We start from the raw sequence: 19,574 nt of genomic DNA on the forward strand, positions 1-19,574 counted from the left end.
CACCGCCAATCGGCGGCTGTTCGCGGTCACCGACGTGATCCGTGCCTTCCGCGCGCTGGTCGCCAAGTTCAAGGGTGAGGCGACCGCCGACGTGACCGTCGCCGAAACGCTCAGTGACAAGAATCTCGACGCTCTGAAGACCGCGCTGAAATCAGTGACGGGCAAGGACGTCGCGCTTAACGTGAATGTGGATCCCTCCATTATCGGTGGCCTGGTCGTCAAGCTCGGCAGCCGCATGGTGGATAGTTCGCTTCGCACCAAACTCAATTCGATCAAGAACGCGATGAAAGAGGCAGGCTGATGGACATCCGCGCCGCGGAAATTTCCGCGATCCTCAAGGACCAGATCAAGAATTTCGGCCAGGAGGCTGAGGTTTCTGAAGTCGGACAGGTGTTGTCCGTTGGCGACGGCATTGCCCGCGTCTACGGCCTCGACAACGTCCAGGCCGGTGAGATGGTCGAGTTCGAGAATGGCACCCGCGGCATGGCGCTCAATCTCGAAACCGACAACGTCGGTATCGTGATTTTCGGCGCCGACCGCGAGATCAAGGAAGGCCAGACCGTCAAGCGTACCCGCGCGATCGTGGATACGCCGGTCGGCAAGGGCCTGCTCGGCCGCGTGGTCGATGCGCTCGGCAACCCGATCGACGGCAAGGGCCCGATCCAGGCCGACAAGCGGATGCGCGTCGACGTCAAAGCGCCCGGCATCATTCCGCGCAAATCGGTCAACGAGCCGATGGCGACCGGCCTGAAGTCGATCGACGCTCTGATTCCCGTCGGCCGCGGCCAGCGCGAATTGATCATCGGTGACCGCCAGACCGGCAAGACCGCGATCGCGCTCGACACCATCCTGAACCAGAAGCCGCTCAACGCGCAGCCCGACGAGAAGATCAAGCTGTATTGCGTCTATGTCGCGATCGGCCAGAAGCGTTCGACCGTGGCCCAGTTCGTCAAGGTGCTCGAAGAGCAAGGCGCGCTGGAATATTCGATCATCGTTGCCGCGACCGCGTCCGATCCGGCGCCGATGCAGTACATCGCGCCGTTCACCGGCTGCACCATGGGCGAATATTTCCGCGACAACGGCATGCATGCCGTCATCATCTATGACGATCTCTCCAAGCAGGCGGTGGCCTATCGCCAGATGTCGCTGCTGCTGCGCCGCCCGCCGGGCCGCGAAGCCTATCCCGGTGACGTGTTCTATCTGCATTCCCGCCTGCTCGAGCGCGCCGCCAAGCTCAACGACAGCCAGGGCTCGGGTTCGCTGACCGCGCTGCCGATCATTGAAACCCAAGCCAACGACGTGTCGGCCTATATTCCGACCAACGTGATTTCGATCACCGACGGTCAGATCTTCCTGGAAACCGATCTGTTCTTCCAGGGCATTCGGCCGGCGGTGAACGTCGGTCTGTCGGTGTCGCGCGTCGGATCGTCGGCGCAGACCAAGGCGATGAAGAAGGTCGCCGGCAAGATCAAGGGCGAGCTGGCGCAATACCGCGAAATGGCGGCGTTCGCGCAGTTCGGCTCCGATCTCGACGCCTCGACGCAGCGCCTGCTCAACCGTGGCTCGCGCCTCACCGAACTCCTGAAGCAGCCGCAGTTCTCGCCGCTGAAGATGGAAGAGCAGGTGTGCGTGATCTGGGCCGGCACCAACGGCTATCTCGATGCACTGCCGCTCAACAAGGTGCGCGCGTTCGAGGATGGCCTGCTGTCGCTGCTGCGCGGCAAGAATATCGAGATCCTCAACAGCATCCGCGAAAGCCGTGACCTTTCCGACGATACCGCCGGCAAGCTGAAGGCCGTGGTCGAAGGTTTCGCCAAGACGCTTGTTTGAACGACGCTTGCGTGATTTGCCGTGGCGGCCCGGCGTACCTGCCGGGCCTGCCGAAGACAGGGGCTTGCGGTCGGATCGCTTGAGGATCGGATCGCCGGGGTGAACTAAGAATGGCGTCACTTAAAGACATGCGGGTCCGCATCGCCTCCACCAAGGCGACGCAGAAGATCACCAAAGCCATGCAGATGGTCGCAGCCTCCAAGCTGCGCCGCGCGCAGTCTGCCGCCGAAGCGGCGCGTCCGTATGCGGAAAAGATGGACGCGGTGATCTCCAACATCGCCACCGCCGCCGCGGGTTCTCCCGGCGCGCCGGTATTGCTGGCCGGTACCGGCAAGGATCAGGTGCATCTGCTGCTGGTCTGCACCGGCGAACGCGGCCTGTCGGGCGCCTTCAACTCCTCGATCGTGCGCCTTGCCCGCGAGCGCGCGCTGGCGCTGATGAACCAAGGCAAAGAGGTCAAGTTCTTCTGCGTCGGCCGCAAGGGCTACGAGCAGCTGCGCCGCACCTTCGACAAGCAGATCATCGAAAATGTCGAGCTGCGCTCGGTTCGGCAGCTCGGTTTCGTCAATGCCGAGGACATCGCCAAGAAAATCATCGCGCGCTTCGACGCCGGCGAATTCGACGTCTGCACGCTGTTTTACTCGCGCTTCAAGTCGGTGATCTCGCAGGTCCCGACCGCCCAGCAGATCATTCCGCTGGTGGTCGAGGCGCCCGCCGCCAATGCGGGTCCGGCGACATCCTATGAATACGAGCCCGAAGAAGACGAGATTCTGACCGGGCTTTTGCCGCGCAATCTCGCGGTGCAGATTTTCCGGGCGCTGTTGGAAAACAACGCCTCGTTCTACGGCGCGCAGATGAGCGCGATGGATAACGCCACCCGCAACGCCGGTGACATGATCCGCAAGCAGACCCTGATTTACAACCGAACCCGTCAAGCGATGATTACCAAGGAGCTGATCGAGATCATCTCCGGCGCTGAGGCACTCTAACGGCGCAAGCCCGATCGCACGGACGGACGCTGAGATAAAGAATTCGAAGGAGAGATTTCATGGCTACACCCGCCAACCAGACCGGACGCATCACGCAAGTCATCGGCGCCGTCGTCGACGTACAATTCGAAGGCCATCTGCCGGCGATTCTGAACGCCATCACCACCATGAACGGCAACAACCGCCTGGTGCTCGAAGTCGCCCAGCATCTCGGCGAATCCACCGTGCGAACCATTGCGATGGACACCACCGAGGGCCTGGTTCGCGGCCATGAAGTCAGCGACACCGGCGGCCCGATACAGGTGCCGGTCGGCGCCGGCACGCTCGGCCGCATCATGAACGTGATCGGCGAGCCGATCGATGAAGGTGGCCCGATCGCCTCCGAAGGATTGCGCGCGATCCACCAGGAAGCGCCGACCTATACCGACCAGGCTACCGAGGCTGAAATTCTGGTCACCGGCATCAAGGTGGTCGATCTGCTGGCGCCTTACGCCAAGGGCGGCAAGATCGGCCTGTTCGGCGGCGCCGGCGTCGGCAAGACCGTCTTGATTCAGGAACTGATCAACAACGTCGCCAAGGCGCACGGCGGCAATTCGGTGTTCGCCGGCGTCGGCGAGCGGACCCGTGAAGGCAATGACCTCTATCATGAGTTCATCGAATCCAAGGTCAATGCCGATCCGCACAATCCCGATCCGAGCGTCAAATCGAAATGCGCTCTGGTGTTCGGCCAGATGAACGAACCGCCCGGCGCCCGCATGCGCGTTGCGTTGTCCGGTCTGACGGTCGCCGAGCATTTCCGCGATCAGGGCCAGGACGTGCTGTTCTTCATCGACAACATCTTCCGCTTTACCCAGGCAGGCTCCGAAGTGTCGGCGCTGCTCGGCCGTATTCCGAGCGCCGTGGGTTATCAGCCGACGCTGGCGACCGACATGGGCGCGCTGCAGGAGCGCATCACGACCACCCATAAGGGTTCGATCACTTCGGTGCAGGCGATCTACGTGCCGGCCGACGACTTGACCGACCCGGCGCCCGCGACCTCGTTCGCGCATTTGGACGCCACCACGGTGCTGAACCGCGCGATCTCGGAAAAGGGCATCTACCCGGCGGTCGATCCGCTCGACTCGACCTCGCGCATGCTTTCGCCGTTGATCGTCGGCCAGGAGCACTACGAGACCGCCCGTATGGTTCAGCAGGTGCTGCAGCGCTACAAGTCGCTGCAGGACATCATCGCCATTCTCGGCATGGACGAATTGTCCGAAGAGGACAAAATTGCCGTCGCGCGCGCCCGCAAGATCGAGCGCTTCCTGTCGCAGCCGTTCCATGTCGCCGAAATCTTCACCGGCTCGCCGGGCAAGTTCGTCGACCTCGCCGACACCATCAAGGGTTTCCGCGCGATCTGCGAAGGCAAATACGATCATCTGCCGGAAGCCGCCTTCTACATGGTCGGCAACATCGAAGAAGCCGTCGAGAAGGGCAAGAAGCTCGCCGAAGCAGCTTAAGTTTACGATCGCGTCATTGCCGGGCTTGACCCGGCAATCCATCGCGAAAGAATTTCTTTGATTGATGGACCCGCGGGTCAAGCCCGCGGGTGACAGCTGAGAGAGTAGCTTCCATGGCCACCTTCCACTTCGATCTCGTCTCTCCTGAAAAGCTCGCCTTCTCCGGCGAAGTCGACCAGGTTGACGTTCCCGGCGTCGAAGGTGATTTCGGCGTGCTGGCCGGCCATGCGCCGGTCGTCGCCACGATCCGCCCGGGAATTCTGACGGTGACCACCGGCGGCACGCATCAGAAGATCATCGTGCTTGGCGGCCTTGCCGAAGTTTCCGACAAGGGCCTCACCGTGCTTGCCGACGTCGCGACCTCGATCAAGGATCTGGATCGGGAAGCCTTTGCCAGTCAGATTTCCGAAATGGAAGCCAAGCTCGCCGAGAAAGAGGGCTCGGAGCTCGACCACGCGATCGAGCGGCTCGACCATTTCAAGAGCATCGAGAGCCAGCTCAATTCGACGGCGATGCATTAGAGCCTTTTCCGTTCCGATGGAATCGGAACGGGGCTCTAGTTTTTGTTTGACGCGTTTTCTTCACGCGAACCGGTGCCCACTTCGCTCGAAAACGCTCTGGCCATCCGCCGCGTTCGGCTCTTCAAGGAAATCTCCAAAAATCTTAGCGATTACAACGTTCGCGGCGGCTTTCCGGCGTTGAAACCCGGTTGCGCCGGGGAACTTCTGACGGCATTCTGCGGCGGCAATTATTGGCCCGGGGCTTAGCCTTCATGAAGCGCAAGATAGCGGCGATTTTTGCGGCCGATATTGCCGGCTACAGCAGGTTGGTTGCCGAGGACGAGGAGGAAACGCTGCGGCGTCTCGCCTCCTATCGATCCGTCACCGACGACTTCATCGCCAAGGCCGGCGGACGCATTTTCAACACCGCCGGAGACGCTGTTCTCGCCGAGTTTCCAAGTGCCGTCGAAGCGGTGCGCTGCGCGATCGACATCCAGGAAAGCCTGCGCACGCGGAACATGGCCTATCCGCCCAGCCGGCAGATGAGCTTTCGTATCGGCATCACCATCGGCGATGTGGTCGAGCGTGATGGTGACCTGCTCGGCGATGGCGTCAACATCGCAGCAAGGCTGGAAGGTCTCGCCGAAGTCGGCGGCATCTGCATCTCGCGCGCGGTGCACGAGCAGGTCGCCAACAAATTGTCGGTGCAGTTCGCCGATATCGGCGCGCAGGAAGTGAAGAACATACCGACGCCGGTGCACGCCTACATGGTCGCGATGCGGCGTGAGGACGGCACCTACGCAACGCCGCAGTTCAAGAAGCCCGGCCGGCCTCGTTCCGCCGAGGCGCCGAACTGGATGTGGCCGGTCGCGGTGATGGTGGTGTGTCTGGTGGCCATCGGCGTCGGCGGCTTCCTGTACTTCACCAGGATGGAGTTGCGGCACGCGTTCAGGGAATCGGCGGCCGGCAACAAGGAGACTCCGGTGTCCGCGGCCAGTCCGGTACCCGCGCCACCGGCGGTGCCTTCTGCCCCGCCGCCCGCTCCATCCAATGAAAGATTCTCGGCCGAGTCGGTGCCTTTCGTCACCGACAAGACTCGGGTCATATTGGCAAACGAATATGTAGCGGCGGCGGAGCCGAAGGCGTTTGCGCTGAACCAGAACGGCATTATCGGTCTGTCCAGCAGTGCGCCAAACGAGGAAGCCGCAAAAAGCGCCGCCGTCGAGCTCTGTCAAAAGCGTGCCGACAGCGTCAAGTCGCCGAGGAAATGCGAGCTCTACGCCGTCGGAAGCGCGGTGGTCTACCTGCACGGCAGGCCGCCGGTCCCGCCGCTGCCGTGGATCCGGCGCGACACTTCGACCGAGAAGCCGTTCGCTTCAAAGGACATGCCGTTCGCGCGCGATCCGGGAAAAGCCAGGCTCGAGAGCAACTACGTGCCGGGCAAGAAAAGCAAGGCCATCGCGGTTGGCCCGGGAGGGAATTTCATTTTCTACACCGACGGGACGACGATCGCCGAGGTCGTGCGCCGGACGCTGGAAACCTGTGGCGCCGTTGCCGGCGCCCCCTGCATGATCGTGGCCGTCGATGACGTCTTCGTGGTGCCGGTGCCGACGATCATGAGGGCCAGTGGTTTCTTTCGCGCCGGCGACAATTCTTCCATCGCGGCAGATGCACGGGACGATGTCGCCCGCCAGCTCGCTCAGGCCTCGTCCGGCTGGAACGCGGTCGCGGTCGGCTCCTCGGGGCGTCCCGGGCTGGCGCTCAAGGCTTCAAGCGAACAGGATGCGGTCAATGATGCGCTCGGCAATTGCGCCAAGCACGACAGCAATTGCCATGTGATCGCGATCGGCCCGTTCGAGGTCGGGCCGAGTTAAGCTGGATCCCAGAGCGTTTTCGAGCGAAGTGGGCACCGGTTCGCATAGCAATCTGCGCAGATTGCGTAGACTTATCTGCGGTAGAAAACGCGTCAAAATAAAAAGACTCTAGCGGGCGAATTTCGCAAAATGCCGCGCCACCGTCCGATAGACTTCGCGACGGAACGGCACCACGAGGTCGGCGACGCGGTCAAGCCGCTCCCATCGCCATTGATCAAATTCCGCCGGCTGGCCGTTACGTGACTGCAATGGATCGATTTCGTCGTCACGCCCGGTGAACCGCAGCGCGAACCATTTCTGGCGCTGGCCACGGAATTTCGCCAGCCGGTGCGTGGCGGGGCCGGCGAAGTCCGGAAATTCGTAGGTCAGCCAGTCGGTCTCGTCGAGATATTGCGCGTTGGTGGCGCCGGTCTCTTCCCAGAGCTCGCGCATCACCGCCTCACGTGGATTTTCGTCGGCGTCGATCCCGCCTTGCGGCATCTGCCATTCAAGGCCGGGAAGCACGATCTCCGGGCCGTCGTCCTTGAAGCGCCGGCCGATCAACACCTCGCCGGAAGCGTTGAACAGCGCCACCCCCACATTGGGGCGATAAGGTTTTTCGATCGTCAAAACGCTAATCGCCCGCCAGTTTCGAAAATTCCTTCACCACGCGCTCATAGACCGGCCGCTTGAACGGAACGATCAGGTCGGGAAGATTCTTCATCGGCTCCCAGCGCCAGTTGACGAACTCGGCCTTGTGGCCGCCGCCGGGATTGGCGACGTTGATCTCGGTGTCGCTGCCGGTGAAGCGCACCGCGAACCATTTTTGTCGCTGGCCGCGATAGCGGCCCTTCCAGGCGCGGCCGGCCACGGTGCGCGGAATGTCGTAGATCAGCCAGTCCGCGACCTCACCGAGTTTTTCGACAGAACGGACGCTGGTTTCCTCGTAAAGCTCGCGCTTCGCCGCGTCCCAGGTATCCTCGCCGGGATCGACGCCGCCTTGCGGCATCTGCCAGACGTGGGAATCGTCGACATGTTCGATGCCTCCGGCACGGCGGCCGATGAAGACACGCCCGGCCGCATTGATCAGCATCATGCCGACGCAGGTCCGGTAGGGCAGGTCTTCGTAGCGCGCCATTCGGTCAAAGCCTCTTGCAGGGTCGTTCCGACGGGCCGGACCGGCAGGTCCGCATACCCTAGCCTGATTTTGATTTGAGCATCGCCGTTGTCAATGGCACCAGCATGATGCCGTGGTTTTCGAGCGATTTGGTCCAGGCGCCGATCCGTTCGATTGATATAGGTAGTGCCGAGGCGACGCCGATGGCTAATCCGCGTTCTTTCGCCAGATTTTCGAGATTGGCCAGCGCATGGTCGATTTCCGTCGCGGTCGGAACCGTGTCGATGGTGACGTCGGCCTTGGCGAACGGCATGGCCTGGCTCGCCGCCAGCGGGGCGGCGACGCTGCGGGGCGCGGTTCCATCGTCGAAATAGCCGAGCCCGCGCTTGGCGGCTTCGCGGACGATCGGCTGCATCACCGAATCGGCGACCACGAAGCGCCCGCCCATGAAATTGGCGATCCCGGCATAGCCCTGGAAGCGGCTGAGGTGCCAATACATCCGGTCGAGGTTCTGCTCGGCGTTCAGCGTTGTGAGCAGGGTCTGCGGACCGGGATCGTTATCCGGATAGTCGAACGGCTCCATCGGAATCTGCAGCAGGATTTCGTGGCGCTGCGCACGGGCGCGTTCCGCCAGCTTGCCGGGATCCGAGCCGTAGGGCGTAAACGCCAGCGTTACCGCCGGCGGCAGCTTCATGATGGCATCGGTGGTTTTGGCCGCGCCGACGCCGAGGCCGCCGACCACGATGGCGACGACGGGCATCTTGGCCGCCTTGGCGCGATCGGCCTCGGCGGCGTAGACCGTGAACGGCTTCAGGCCATCGGCCACCACCGGAATCATGCCGTAGCGGGATTTTTCCAGGAGCCGCGGATTGATGCCGGCCATCACGGCAGGCGGCGCGTCAGCGCCGCCATTATCGGCGGCGGCACCGTCGCCGGATATCGTAACGTCGTGGCGGGCGCCGCTGGAACCGTCGATGATGGTGACGGTCTTTTGCTCACCTGCGGCGGCCTGCTTGGGCGCGGATTTCTCCATCGGCTCGGCGGTAACCGGGGACGCCATTGCGGGTTTTTCGCCTGGGGTCGCCTGCGGCAGCGCGACGCGCACCATCGGCTCGCCACCGAGCGGATTGTCGTTGAACAAAGCAAAGCCCGCGAAGGTCACCAGGAACAGGCCGAGCAGCACGGCAAGCAGCTGCATGCCGGTAAACGGCAGCCGAAACCGGCGCTTGCGGGGCGCCGCTTTCTGTCCGAGCGGTGCGCTCAGATCGTCGGCCGTCTCTGCCATGGATCTCCCCGAATCAGACCGGCAGAAGATACCACGGCCGGGCGAATCAGCGGCAATGGGAACCGGCTACAAAAAAGGGCGACCCGAAGGCCGCCCTTTTGAGAGTTCGCTAAAACAAAAACCAGAGCAGCGATCAATTCGCTTCCTTGGCGGCAGGCTTGCTGTCAGGCGTTGTATTGTCGTTGGCGGCCTTGTCGTCGATCGCCGCCTTGTCGCCGTTGGCGGCAGGGCTCGGATTGACCTTCACCCCGTGCAGCAGATCGTCGGCCATCTTGAGGGCCTTGTCGTCCTTGGCATCGGGCGGCACGTAGGATTGCGAGCCGGTCTTCTCGTCGCCATCGTTCTTCAGATGGCCGCGCAGCGAAGCCTCGCCCTTGGTGTCGGTGCGCGACTTCAATTCGTCGGGCACGTCCTGCAGCACTTCGATATCGGGGACGATGCCCTTGGCCTGGATCGACTTGCCGGACGGCGTGAAGTAGCGCGCCGTGGTCAGACGCAGCGCGCCGTTGCCGCTGCCGAGCGGAATGATGGTTTGCACCGAACCCTTGCCGAATGAGCGGGTGCCGACCAGCGTCGCACGCTTGTGGTCCTGTAGCGCGCCGGCAACAATTTCCGATGCCGATGCAGAGCCGCCGTTGATCAGAACGATCACCGGCTTGCCTTTGGTCAGGTCGCCCGGATGGGCGACCCGGCGCTGGGTTTCCTCGGCGTTGCGGCCGCGGGTGGATACGATCTCGCCGCGCTCGAGGAAGCTGTCGGACACCGTGACCGCTTCTTCCAGCAGGCCGCCGGGATTGTTCCTGAGATCGATGACGTAGCCCTTCAGCTTATCGCCGATCTGGTTTTGCAGGTTGGCGACTTCCTTCTTGAGGCCTTCGGTGGTCTGCTCATTGAAGGTGGTGATGCGGATGTAGGCGATATCGTCGGCCTCGACATGCGCGCGCACCGAGCGGACGCGGATGTTGTCGCGCACCAGCGTGACGTCGATCGGGTTGTCCTGGCCCTTGCGGACGATCTTCAGCTTGATCTTGGTATTGACCGGCCCGCGCATCTTCTCGACCGCCTGGTTGAGCGTGAGGCCCTGCACCGCTTCGTCGTCGAGATTGGTGATGATGTCGTTGGCCATGATGCCGGCCTTGGATGCCGGCGTATCGTCGATCGGCGAGACCACCTTGATCAGCCCGTCTTCCATCGTGACTTCGATACCGAGGCCGCCGAACTCGCCGCGGGTTTGCACCTGCATGTCGCGGAAGCTCTTGGCGTCCATGTAGCTGGAGTGCGGATCGAGGCCGGACAGCATGCCGCTGATGGCGGATTCGACCAGCTTGCTGTCATCGGGCTTCTCGACATAGTCGCTGCGAACACGCTCGAACACGTCGCCGAACAAATTGAGCTGGCGGTAGGTGTCCGAGGTGGCGGCCCGCGCGCTCGATCCCATGAACACCGAGCGTGGCTGGGTCACGAACAGCGTCAGTGCCGCGCCGGTGGCGGCGCTAAGGAGAATTACAGAAGTCTTGCGCATCATCCGCGAACCTTTTCGCCTTCATTTGCGGCCCACCATGGACCTGGATCGATTGGAGTGCCGTCCTTACGGAACTCGATATAGAGCACGGGCTGGCTCGCGTTGGCGGCAAGAATGGATGCGACCTGAGATGTCGTCCCCATGGTTGCGACCGGCTCTCCCGTAAGTACAAACTGGCCGATGTTAACCGAAATGCGCTCCATCCCGGCGATCAGGACATGATACCCGCCCCCGGCATTCAGGATCAAGAGTTGTCCGTAGCTGCGAAACGGCCCGGCGTAAACAACCCAGCCGTCACACGGTGTTGTGACCTGGGCGCCGATCCGGGTTGCCAAGGAAATGCCTTTTTCGACGCCGCCAACACCATCGGAACCGCCAAATTCGCGAATCCTGGTGCCATTAACCGGTAATGCAAACAGGCCCTTGGCTGACGCAAAGGCGATCGCCGGGCTCGACCGGGAAGGATTCTTGAGCGCCGCCAGATCAGGCTTGCCGTTGGGGTTGGCCGGGGCGCCTTGCAGGCTGGCGGTCGCGGCCGCTTTCGCGGCGGTCTTGGAATCCTGTTCCATTTTGGCGATCAGGCCCTGTAGGCTGTCGACCTGCTTGGACAGCGTGATGGCGCGCGCGCTTTCCGCCGCCATGTCCTTTTCGATCGAACTTTGCTGACGCTGCCGTTCGTCGATCAGGGCCGCGAGCCGGGTCTGGTCGTCCTTCAGTTTATCGCGGTCGGCCGCGAGCCGGTCGCGCTCGGTAGCGATGGTCTTGCGAAGCGCGATCAATTCGCCGAGGTCGCCGGCGAGTTTCTGGGCGCGCGCCCGCAGTTCGGGCACGACGGATCCGAGCAGCATGGCGGTGCGAAGCGACTGCAGCGCGTCTTCCGGCCGCACCAGCAAAGCCGGCGGTGTGCGCCTGCCCGCGCGCTGCAAGGCGGCCAGCACTTCGATGATCTCGGAACGGCGAGAATCGAGCGAGCCGCGGATTTGCTGCTCGCGGTCGTCGAGCGGGCGCAACCGCGCTTCGGCGTCGCCGATCTTGGCCTCGACACCGCGCACCTGGGCGGCGATGTCGATCAGTTGCTGATTGAACTTGGCCCGGTCCTGCCCGATCGTCGCGATATCGGCCTTGAGTTTCTCCTGCGCGTCAGCCGCGCTCTTTTGCTGTCCGCGCGTCGCTTCGAGTTCCTGCTCGCGCTGTTTGATGGCGTCCGGTGACGGGGTTGCGGCCGGCGTGGGTGTCGCGGTTGCGATCTGGGCCGTGGCGGGCAGGGTCATGCCCGCAAGGCCTGCACACAGCAACGCAAGGGATAATGGCAAACCGTGCAACTGACCGCGACGGGCGGTTGCGAAACGCGAAGGAGTGTTCGGACCTCGCTGCATCGAACCCTGATCAGTGCCTTCTTTGCCGGCGCGGGGCCAAACCTATACGGGCCAGGCCTACGCGCGGTGATAGGGATGGCCGGCCAGGATGGTCGCGGCCCGATAAATCTGTTCCAGAAGCATGACGCGTACGATCTGATGCGGCCAGGTCGCAGCGCCGAACGCCATACGCAACTTGGCCTTGCGCCGCAAATCGGGCGAAAGTCCGTCCGCGCCGCCGATGGTGAAAATAGTATGACCGGCCTGCTCATCCCGCCAGCGCCCAAGATGGCGGGCAAAAGCTGAGCTATCGAGGTTGTCGCCGCGCTCGTCGAGCGCCACCAGCACGGATTTTTCCGGAATGGCGGCCGAAATCGCCACGGCTTCCTCCGCTATTCGGGTCGCGGCGTCGCGCGCGCGGCTTTCGGGAATTTCATGGATATCGAGGCCGCGAAAGCCGAGCTTGCGGCCGATGTCGTCGAAACGCTCGCGATAGCGTTCGGCCAGTTCCCGCTCCGGGCCCTGCTTCAGCCGCCCGATGGAAACGACGACGAGGCGCATGCAAAGCATTTTCCGGCAAAATGGCGTTCGGCTCACACTTTGGCGGATCATGTGCAACACGCGCCAAATCAAACGCCGCACGCATTTCAATGCGTGCGCTAAATTAGCATGCGCATCCGCCGACCAGCATCGGCTTAACGCTCAGACCGGCTGCGGCGCCGCCGGGTTATGCGTCCACAATCTTTCCAGATTGTAGAATTCGCGCACCTCGGGCCTGAACACGTGCACGATCACATCGCCGGAATCGATCAGCACCCAGTCGCAGTTGGTCAAACCCTCGACGTGGATCGCCTTGATGCCGGTTTCCTTGAGACCTTTGGCAAGGTTTTCCGCGATCGCGCCGACATGCCGGTTAACCCGGCCCGTGGTGACGACCATGTAGTCGGAAAATGCAGATTTACCGCGAAGGTCGATGGTGACCGTTTCTTCCGCCTTCATATCGTCGAGGCGGGAGAGGATCAGTTGCAGGGTCTTGTCGGCGTCGGGTAGCGCCTTCAAGGTGGCCGCTTTTGTCGATGTTTTACGTGTCTTGGACGAAGCAGACTTAGCCGAACCAGACTTAGCCGAACCAGACTTAGTCAAATCGGCCTTGGTCGAACCAGACTTAGTCGTACGAGACTTGGGTAAAACAGACTTGGACAATACAGATGTGGTCAGGGACCATTCCTTTCACTGTATCGCGAACGCCGAATCCGGCGTCCACGGACTATACTACGCATGTGGGGTTAATGGTTTCAATCTTCCAGTAACCCGTTTCGTCACTTCCAGCTACCGTCCGGGTTCCTAAGCCCGGTAGAGGACAGATCAAGTTTCATGCCAGTCAGGAACACCCAGGCTGGCGCGCGCTGGTCGGCCAGCCGGCCGGCCATATTCTCAGGAAGACGATAATGCGCGAGCGCCTGGGCGGCGGGGGCGGAGAGCGCGCGAAAACTTTGCGGGGGGCGGTCGATGACCGCGATCGGCACTTCGGCGGCGATACGCCGCCAGTTTTGCCAGCGATGGAATTGCGCGAGATTGTCAGCGCCCATGATCCAGACCAGGCGCAAACCGGAGGTCCGGCGGCGCAGATATGCAATCGTGTCAAACGTATAGCGGGTTCCAATGACAGCTTCGAGACAACTGACATCGATGCGCGGATCGTTCGCCATCCGGCGCGCGGCCTCGACGCGTTCGTCGAGATCATGCAGGCCGCCATTATCCTTGAGCGGATTGCCCGGCGTCACCAGCCACCACACCCGATCGAGATTCAATCGCTTGAGCGCAAACAGGCTGATGGCGCGATGCGCGGCATGCGGCGGATTGAATGAGCCGCCGAGCAGGCCGATCCGCATACCCTGGTTGAACAACGGCAGAGCTTGTGATGCGGACGCCGCAGAAACAGGCCTCAATGCGTGCCCCGATCCCGAAGCTCGCAACGCGACGCGGCACTGGAGCTTTTTCCGTTCCGATGGAATCGGAACGGGGCTCTAGGTTTTTGTTTTGACGCGTTTTCTTCACGCGAACCGGTATCCACTTCGCTCGAAAACGCTCTAAAACAAATGGCACGCCCGGAATGTGTGCTCACGGCCGCGTCTGTCCGGTGCCGTGGACGCGATATTTGAAGCTGGTGAGTTGCTCGGCGCCGACCGGCCCACGGGCGTGGAATTTCCCGGTGGCGATGCCGATTTCCGCGCCGAAGCCGAATTCGCCGCCGTCGGCGAATTGCGTCGATGCGTTGTGCAACACGATCGCCGAATCGACCTCGTTGAGGAATTTGCGCGCGGCGTTTTCGTCTTCGGTCACGATCGCATCGGTGTGATGCGAGCCGTGGTTGTGAATATGGGCGATCGCCGCATTGACGCCGTCGACGACCTTCGCGGTGATGATGGCATCCTCGTATTCGGTGTCCCAATCCTCGTCGGAAGCGGGCTTCACCCTGGCATCGGCGCGTTGCACGGCATCGTCGCCGCGCACCTCGCAACCGGCATCGATCAGCATCGCGACCAGCGGCTTGAGGCTGACGGCCGCACCCGCGCGATCGATCAACAGCGTCTCGGCGGCGCCGCAAACGCCGGGGCGGCGCATCTTGGCATTGAGCACGATCGACTTCGCCATCTCCAGATTGGCGGCGTGATCGACATAGACGTGGTTGACGCCTTCCAGATGCGCGAACACCGGCACGCGCGCTTCGGCCTCGACCCGCGCCACCAGGCTCTTGCCGCCACGCGGCACGATGACGTCGATGCCGCCGTTCAGTCCGGTCAGCAGCAGGCCCACCGCCGCGCGGTCGCGGGTCGGCACCAGCGTGATCGCGGCTTCCGGCAAATCGGCTTCGCGCAAGCCCGCAACCAGGCATTGGTGGATCGCGCGGCAGGAGCGAAAACTGTCGGAGCCGCCGCGCAGGATAACGGCGTTGCCCGATTTCAGGCACAGCACGCCGGCATCGGCGGCGACATTGGGACGGCTCTCGAAGATCACCGCGACGACGCCCAGCGGCACGCGCACGCGCTCGATGGTCATGCCGTTCGGGCGCTGCCAGCTCTCGGTCACCACACCGACGGGATCGGCGATATCGCGCACGGTTTTGATGCCGTCGGCCATCGCATCGATGCGCGCTTGGGTCAGCGTCAGCCGATCGATAAAGGCGGAGCTCGCGCCACTGCTACGAACTTCCGCGACATCCTCGGCATTCGCGGCAAGTATCGCGGCCGCGCTGGTCCGAATGGCGCGTGCCATCGCGTCGAGTGCGCGGTTTTTCTGTTCGGGCGACGCCAGCGCCAGTGCCCGCGCGGCAGCACGTGCCCGCACGGCGAGTTCGGTCATCAGGGCCGGCAGATCGGCGTTTCCGTCGATCGCCTTGAGCGGCGCACTCATATCGGTCTCGTCTTCAGTTAAGGTCATGTCCTAGCACGTAAATCGCCCTGGAATCCATGTTTTGCGAGACCCAGGAGGGCATGGCTGGCAGGCTTGGCAGCGCGACCGGCCTTTGGGCCACTCGGCCAATGGCCTAATTAGCTGAAAATGCCCCGCTCGGGCCGATCACGAGGTCGTCGCGGTGGATCATTTCGGCCCGGCCGCTGATGCCAAGGATCGCCATCACGTCCGGCGACGAGCGGCCCTTGATCCTGTCGGCGTCCTCGGCATCGTAGGCGACGAGGCCGCGGCCGATTTCATCGGTATCGGGGCCGCGCACCACCACGGCATCGCCACGGGTGAACTGGCCGTCGATCCGGATCACGCCAGCCGGCAGCAGGCTCTTGCCGGCGCGCAAGGCGGTCACCGCGCCTGCGTCGATGGTCAAGGTGCCCTTCGGCTCCAGCGAGCCTGCGATCCAGCGTTTTCGCGCGGTGACGGGGTTGGCCGGGGTCAGAAACCAGGTACAGCGCCCGCCATCGGCGATCGCCTGCAGCGGATGCTCGATCTTGCCGGAGGCGATCAGCATATGGGTGCCGGCGGTGGTGGCGATCTTGGCCGCCTCGATCTTGGTATACATGCCGCCGCGCGACAGTTCGGATTCCGCCGCACCTGCCATAGCTTCGATATCGGAGGTGACGGACTCGACGATGGGAATCAGTTTTGCGTTGGGATTGCGGCCCGGCGGCGCATCGTAGAGCCCGTCGATATCGGACAGCAGGATCAACAAATCGGCGCTCGCCATGGTGGCGACGCGCGCGGCAAGGCGATCGTTGTCGCCGTAGCGGATTTCGTTGGTCGCCACGGTATCGTTCTCGTTGATCACGGGGATCGCGCGCCATTCCAGCAGCTTGGCGATGGTCGAGCGCGCGTTGAGATAGCGGCGGCGTTCCTCGGTATCCTGTAAGGTGACCAGGATCTGGCCGGCGCCGATGCCGTGATGCCCCAGCACCTCGGACCAGATGCGCGCCAGCGCGATTTGCCCGACCGCGGCCGCGGCCTGGCTTTCCTCGAGCTTCAGGGTGCCGCGCGGCAGCTTCAGCCGGCTGCGTCCGAGCGCGATCGAGCCGGACGACACGATCAGGAGTTCGCGGCCCTCTTTGTGCAGCTTGGCAAGGTCGGCGGCCAGTGCAGCGAGCCACGACGCCCGGACTTCGCCGGCGTCGGAATCGATCAGCAGCGATGAGCCGACCTTGACGACGATGCGGCGGAATTTTTTTAAGTTTGGGCGGGCCATGGGTACTGTCGAAAAGACGCGGTGGTTCGTGGGGGCCAGAGGCGTCACTTCCTCGATCTGGAAGCGGCGCGGCGGAACAGGCGTTGTAACGTCAGCCCATCCCGAAAGCATCTGATTTATTGGCTCAATATGGGCCGATTGCGTCCGCCGGGCGGCGAGGGACGATGCGACGGGGGCGTTTCAGGCCACCGTCACGGCTTCGCGTTCGCCAGCATCCTGGCGCGGATCTCGGCCTTCAGCACCTTGCCGACCTTGGAGCGTGGCAGGTCATCCCAGACTTCGATCTGCTTGGGCGTCTTGACGCTGCCGACCCGCTGCTTGACGAAGCTCGATACCGCCGCGACATCGACGGTGCGTCCTGCTCTGGGCTGCACCACGGCGACAACGCGTTCGCCCCATTTCTCGTCCGGCAACCCGATCACGGCGCAATCCTGAATGGTGTCGTGGGCCTGAAGCGCATTCTCGACTTCGACCGAATAGACGTTGAAGCCGCCGGTGATGATCATGTCTTTGGCGCGATCGACGATGTAGAGGAAATTGTCGCCATCGAGATATCCGATGTCGCCGGTATGATGCCAGCCATGGACGGAGGCCTCCGCCGTTGCTTCGGCGTTCTTGTAGTAGCCGTCCATCACCAGCGATCCGCGAACCACGATTTCGCCGCGTTCTCCCACAGGCATCAGATGGCCGTCGCTATCCATGATGCCGACCCTTACCAGCGGCCCGACCCGGCCGGCCGACGACAGCCGTTCGGTGGCGATCGAACCATCGGGGTGACGATGATCCTCAGGCGCCATCATCGAGATCATCATCGGCGCTTCGGTCTGTCCAAATAGCTGCGCCATCGGGCCGATCTTTTCCAGTGCCTCGGCCAGGCGCGCCACCGAAATTGGGGCGGCGCCGTACCAGAAGCATTGCAGCGAACTCAAGTCGGCGCTTTCGAGCTTCGGGTGATCCAGCAGCATGTAGATGACGGTTGGCGGCAAAAATGTGTGCGTCACCCGATAGCGCGGGATCAGTTCGAGGAATTCGCCGATGTCGGGGTGATGCATGATCACCACCCGGCCGCCGAGCGTCATGATCGGAAAACACAATACACCTGCCGCGTGCGTCAGCGGCGCCAGCGCCAGATAGGTCGGACGCCCCTTGAAGGGATAGCCCATCAGGGTCAGCGCCGTCATGGTTTCGATGTTGCGGCCCGAGAGCATCACGCCCTTGGGTTTTCCGGTGGTCCCGCCGGTGCCGGGGATGAGGGCCAGATCGTCAACGGGATCGCGCTGAAAAGGCTCTTGGCCGACATCGGTAAGCCAGCGCTCGAACGAGGGTGCATAGGAAAATTCGGCGTCGAGGCAGACGAGCTGGCGCAGCTTCGGCAGATTGGACCTTATCCTGTCGACCATCGGCGCGAAGCTGCTGTTGAACAGCAATAGGCTGCAATCGAACGCGTCGAGGATGAACTGGTTTTCCGCCGCCTCGTTGCGCGGATTGATCGGACACCAGACCGTTCCGGCGCGCGAAATGCCGAACACGCAGGCAAAGGCGAGCGGGTCGTTACCGGACAGGATTGCGACTTTCTCTCCGGGCGCCACGCCGGAATTCGCGAGGCCTTTCGCGATCCGATAGCTTAATTGCTGGACGTCGCCATAGCTCAAATCCTTGCCGTCCATGGTCAGGCATGGTGCATCGGCGCCGAGCGAAGCGCCTTTATCCAGATAGTCGATCAGCCGCATCGCAATTGTCCTCCTGGAGAGGAGATGACGCGGGTTTTAGCCGCGTCATCTGATCGCATCAGGTGTGAACCGTCAGGATCGGGTTCATCACCAGCCCGAAGCTGCGCAACTGGCCCAGCAGTTCGCGATGCCCGAATGCCTGGCAGCCGGAGGCAAAGCCGACTTTCTTCGGCGGGGTCTGCAAAAGCGAGAACGCGGCATAGGCCTGCAGCATTCCGGTCTGCTTGTAGTTGCTGTTTCCGTAGATGATGCAGTGCGCGTGCCCCAGCGGGCCGGAGGCATGCACCGAATCCATCGACTTGTTGACGCGCGGATTCTCGCGCGGCGGCATGGTGTTCATCACGCCGGCGGCGGTCTGCGCCAGCGCGGCATAGCGGTCGTCGGGCTTCATGTCCTTGGTCGCGTCCAGTGCGGCGGCGACGATCTGCGGCACGGCTAGCATCAGCCCGCGGTTGAAAACGCCGCCTAGCACCTTCACGTTGGCCACGCGCGGATCGCGCTTGAACCACACCGGGTGCGAGGTGCCGCCCCAGGGCAGCGCCAGAGCCAGCTCGTGCTGACCGGGGATGGCGAGGTTGTAGAGGCCGGCATCGGGCTGATGCTCGACGTACTTGTTCTGCTCCAGGTAGTAGGCCTTGGCCATCGCGGCATTGACCAGGATGGTCGCCGTCGAGGCGATGGTCGGGCTGCCACCCCAGAAGACGGCGATGTCCAGCGTGTCGAGGCCGGGCGTTTCCAGGCACAGTTGCGCGGCGATCTCGCCGGTGGTGTACATCTGCGCGATGCCCGGCGCCAGCAGCAGGCCGGCATTGGCGAACTTCGTGCCCCACTCCTGTTCGAGCGTGATCAGCCAGTCCTGCTCGCCGGTGGTGTCGGTGTAGTGACACTTGGAAGCCAAACAGGCCTGCACCACCTCACCACCGAACTTGGCGAAGGGGCCCACTGTGTTGAGCACGACCGAGGCGCCCTTGAACAACTCGGTCAGCGCGGTCACGGTATGCGGCACCTTCACCACCTCGTAGTCGGCGGTCTCGATGCCGGCCACGTTCGATTTCATTGCAGCGTCGAGCTTCTCGGCGCTGCGGCCGGCGGCAAGGAAGGGGATGTTGTATTCGCGCAGATATTCGCATACCAGCCGGCCGGTGTAGCCGGAAGCGCCATAGACGACGACGGGCTTCTTTTCGCTCATGATGTTTCCTCCGAA

18 protein-coding genes are annotated in these 19,574 nt (G+C 62.8%); 6 read left to right on the forward strand and 12 right to left on the reverse strand.

The genetic code is table 11. The features are described from left to right. From GSQ88_RS32385 to GSQ88_RS32410, 6 genes are all read left to right on the forward strand, one after another. Positions 1 to 301: F0F1 ATP synthase subunit delta (locus tag GSQ88_RS32385; RefSeq protein ID WP_159012248.1), on the forward strand; the 301-nt coding region annotated here is incomplete at its 5' end. Then, positions 301 to 1,830, forward strand: a complete 1,530-nt coding sequence (gene atpA, locus GSQ88_RS32390; protein ID WP_159012250.1) for a F0F1 ATP synthase subunit alpha — start codon at positions 301 to 303, stop codon at positions 1,828 to 1,830. The genes GSQ88_RS32385 and atpA, both read left to right, overlap by 1 nt. A 110-nt stretch (positions 1,831 to 1,940) precedes the next feature. After that, positions 1,941 to 2,819, forward strand: coding sequence for a F0F1 ATP synthase subunit gamma (locus GSQ88_RS32395; protein WP_159012252.1), 879 nt, complete (start codon positions 1,941 to 1,943; stop codon positions 2,817 to 2,819). A 59-nt stretch (positions 2,820 to 2,878) separates the two neighbouring features. Continuing rightward, positions 2,879 to 4,318: a F0F1 ATP synthase subunit beta gene (atpD, locus tag GSQ88_RS32400; RefSeq protein WP_159012254.1), complete on the forward strand. Its 1,440-nt coding sequence runs from the start codon at positions 2,879 to 2,881 to the stop codon at positions 4,316 to 4,318. A gap of 113 nt (positions 4,319 to 4,431) precedes the next feature. Next, complete coding sequence (locus GSQ88_RS32405; RefSeq protein WP_159012256.1) at positions 4,432 to 4,839, forward strand: F0F1 ATP synthase subunit epsilon; 408 nt, start codon at positions 4,432 to 4,434, stop codon at positions 4,837 to 4,839. A 251-nt stretch (positions 4,840 to 5,090) separates the two neighbouring features. Next, the gene (locus GSQ88_RS32410) at positions 5,091 to 6,692 is read left to right on the forward strand and encodes an adenylate/guanylate cyclase domain-containing protein (RefSeq protein WP_159012258.1); all 1,602 of its coding nucleotides are present in this window, start codon (positions 5,091 to 5,093) and stop codon (positions 6,690 to 6,692) included. A 108-nt stretch (positions 6,693 to 6,800) separates the two neighbouring features. Here the strand turns inward: GSQ88_RS32410 and GSQ88_RS32415 are convergent, their stop codons facing one another. From GSQ88_RS32415 to GSQ88_RS32475, 12 genes are all read right to left on the reverse strand, one after another. After that, a complete protein-coding gene (locus GSQ88_RS32415; RefSeq protein ID WP_159012259.1) occupies positions 6,801 to 7,301 on the reverse strand; it encodes an RNA pyrophosphohydrolase in 501 nt (166 codons plus the stop codon). Between the two features lie 4 nt (positions 7,302 to 7,305). Continuing rightward, positions 7,306 to 7,809, reverse strand: coding sequence for an RNA pyrophosphohydrolase (locus GSQ88_RS32420; protein ID WP_159012261.1), 504 nt, complete (start codon positions 7,807 to 7,809; stop codon positions 7,306 to 7,308). A gap of 58 nt (positions 7,810 to 7,867) precedes the next feature. Further along, positions 7,868 to 9,073 (reverse strand): divergent polysaccharide deacetylase family protein, encoded by a 1,206-nt coding sequence (locus tag GSQ88_RS32425; protein ID WP_159012263.1) that lies wholly within the window; start codon positions 9,071 to 9,073, stop codon positions 7,868 to 7,870. Positions 9,074 to 9,206: 133 nt separating this feature from the next. Beyond that, a complete protein-coding gene (locus tag GSQ88_RS32430) occupies positions 9,207 to 10,598 on the reverse strand; it encodes a S41 family peptidase (protein WP_159012264.1) in 1,392 nt (463 codons plus the stop codon). Then, positions 10,595 to 11,866, reverse strand: coding sequence for a murein hydrolase activator EnvC family protein (locus tag GSQ88_RS32435; RefSeq protein WP_246785181.1), 1,272 nt, complete (start codon positions 11,864 to 11,866; stop codon positions 10,595 to 10,597). The genes GSQ88_RS32430 and GSQ88_RS32435 overlap by 4 nt, the downstream gene beginning before the upstream one ends. A 162-nt stretch (positions 11,867 to 12,028) precedes the next feature. After that, positions 12,029 to 12,511, reverse strand: a complete 483-nt coding sequence (gene rlmH / locus GSQ88_RS32440) for a 23S rRNA (pseudouridine(1915)-N(3))-methyltransferase RlmH (protein ID WP_159012268.1) — start codon at positions 12,509 to 12,511, stop codon at positions 12,029 to 12,031. Between the two features lie 141 nt (positions 12,512 to 12,652). Beyond that, the gene (gene rsfS / locus GSQ88_RS32445) at positions 12,653 to 13,009 is read right to left on the reverse strand and encodes a ribosome silencing factor (protein ID WP_159012769.1); all 357 of its coding nucleotides are present in this window, start codon (positions 13,007 to 13,009) and stop codon (positions 12,653 to 12,655) included. 260 nt (positions 13,010 to 13,269) lie between these two features. Next, positions 13,270 to 13,899 carry a nicotinate-nucleotide adenylyltransferase gene (locus GSQ88_RS32450; protein WP_283810725.1) on the reverse strand — a complete coding sequence of 210 codons (630 nt, stop codon included), beginning with the start codon at positions 13,897 to 13,899 and terminating at the stop codon, positions 13,270 to 13,272. Between the two features lie 172 nt (positions 13,900 to 14,071). After that, on the reverse strand, positions 14,072 to 15,364 hold the full coding sequence (locus tag GSQ88_RS32460; RefSeq protein WP_159012771.1) for a glutamate-5-semialdehyde dehydrogenase: 1,293 nt from the start codon (positions 15,362 to 15,364) through the stop codon (positions 14,072 to 14,074). A 133-nt stretch (positions 15,365 to 15,497) separates the two neighbouring features. Beyond that, the gene (gene proB / locus GSQ88_RS32465; RefSeq protein WP_159012272.1) at positions 15,498 to 16,640 is read right to left on the reverse strand and encodes a glutamate 5-kinase; all 1,143 of its coding nucleotides are present in this window, start codon (positions 16,638 to 16,640) and stop codon (positions 15,498 to 15,500) included. A gap of 191 nt (positions 16,641 to 16,831) precedes the next feature. Next, positions 16,832 to 18,370 carry an AMP-binding protein gene (locus tag GSQ88_RS32470; RefSeq protein ID WP_159012274.1) on the reverse strand — a complete coding sequence of 513 codons (1,539 nt, stop codon included), beginning with the start codon at positions 18,368 to 18,370 and terminating at the stop codon, positions 16,832 to 16,834. Positions 18,371 to 18,428: 58 nt separating this feature from the next. Beyond that, the gene (locus GSQ88_RS32475; protein ID WP_159012276.1) at positions 18,429 to 19,559 is read right to left on the reverse strand and encodes a DUF5938 domain-containing protein; all 1,131 of its coding nucleotides are present in this window, start codon (positions 19,557 to 19,559) and stop codon (positions 18,429 to 18,431) included. Positions 19,560 to 19,574: the final 15 nt, after the last annotated feature.

The sequence above is a fragment of the Bradyrhizobium sp. S69 genome, from assembly GCF_009766005.1.
Taxonomy (GTDB): domain Bacteria; phylum Pseudomonadota; class Alphaproteobacteria; order Rhizobiales; family Xanthobacteraceae; genus Bradyrhizobium.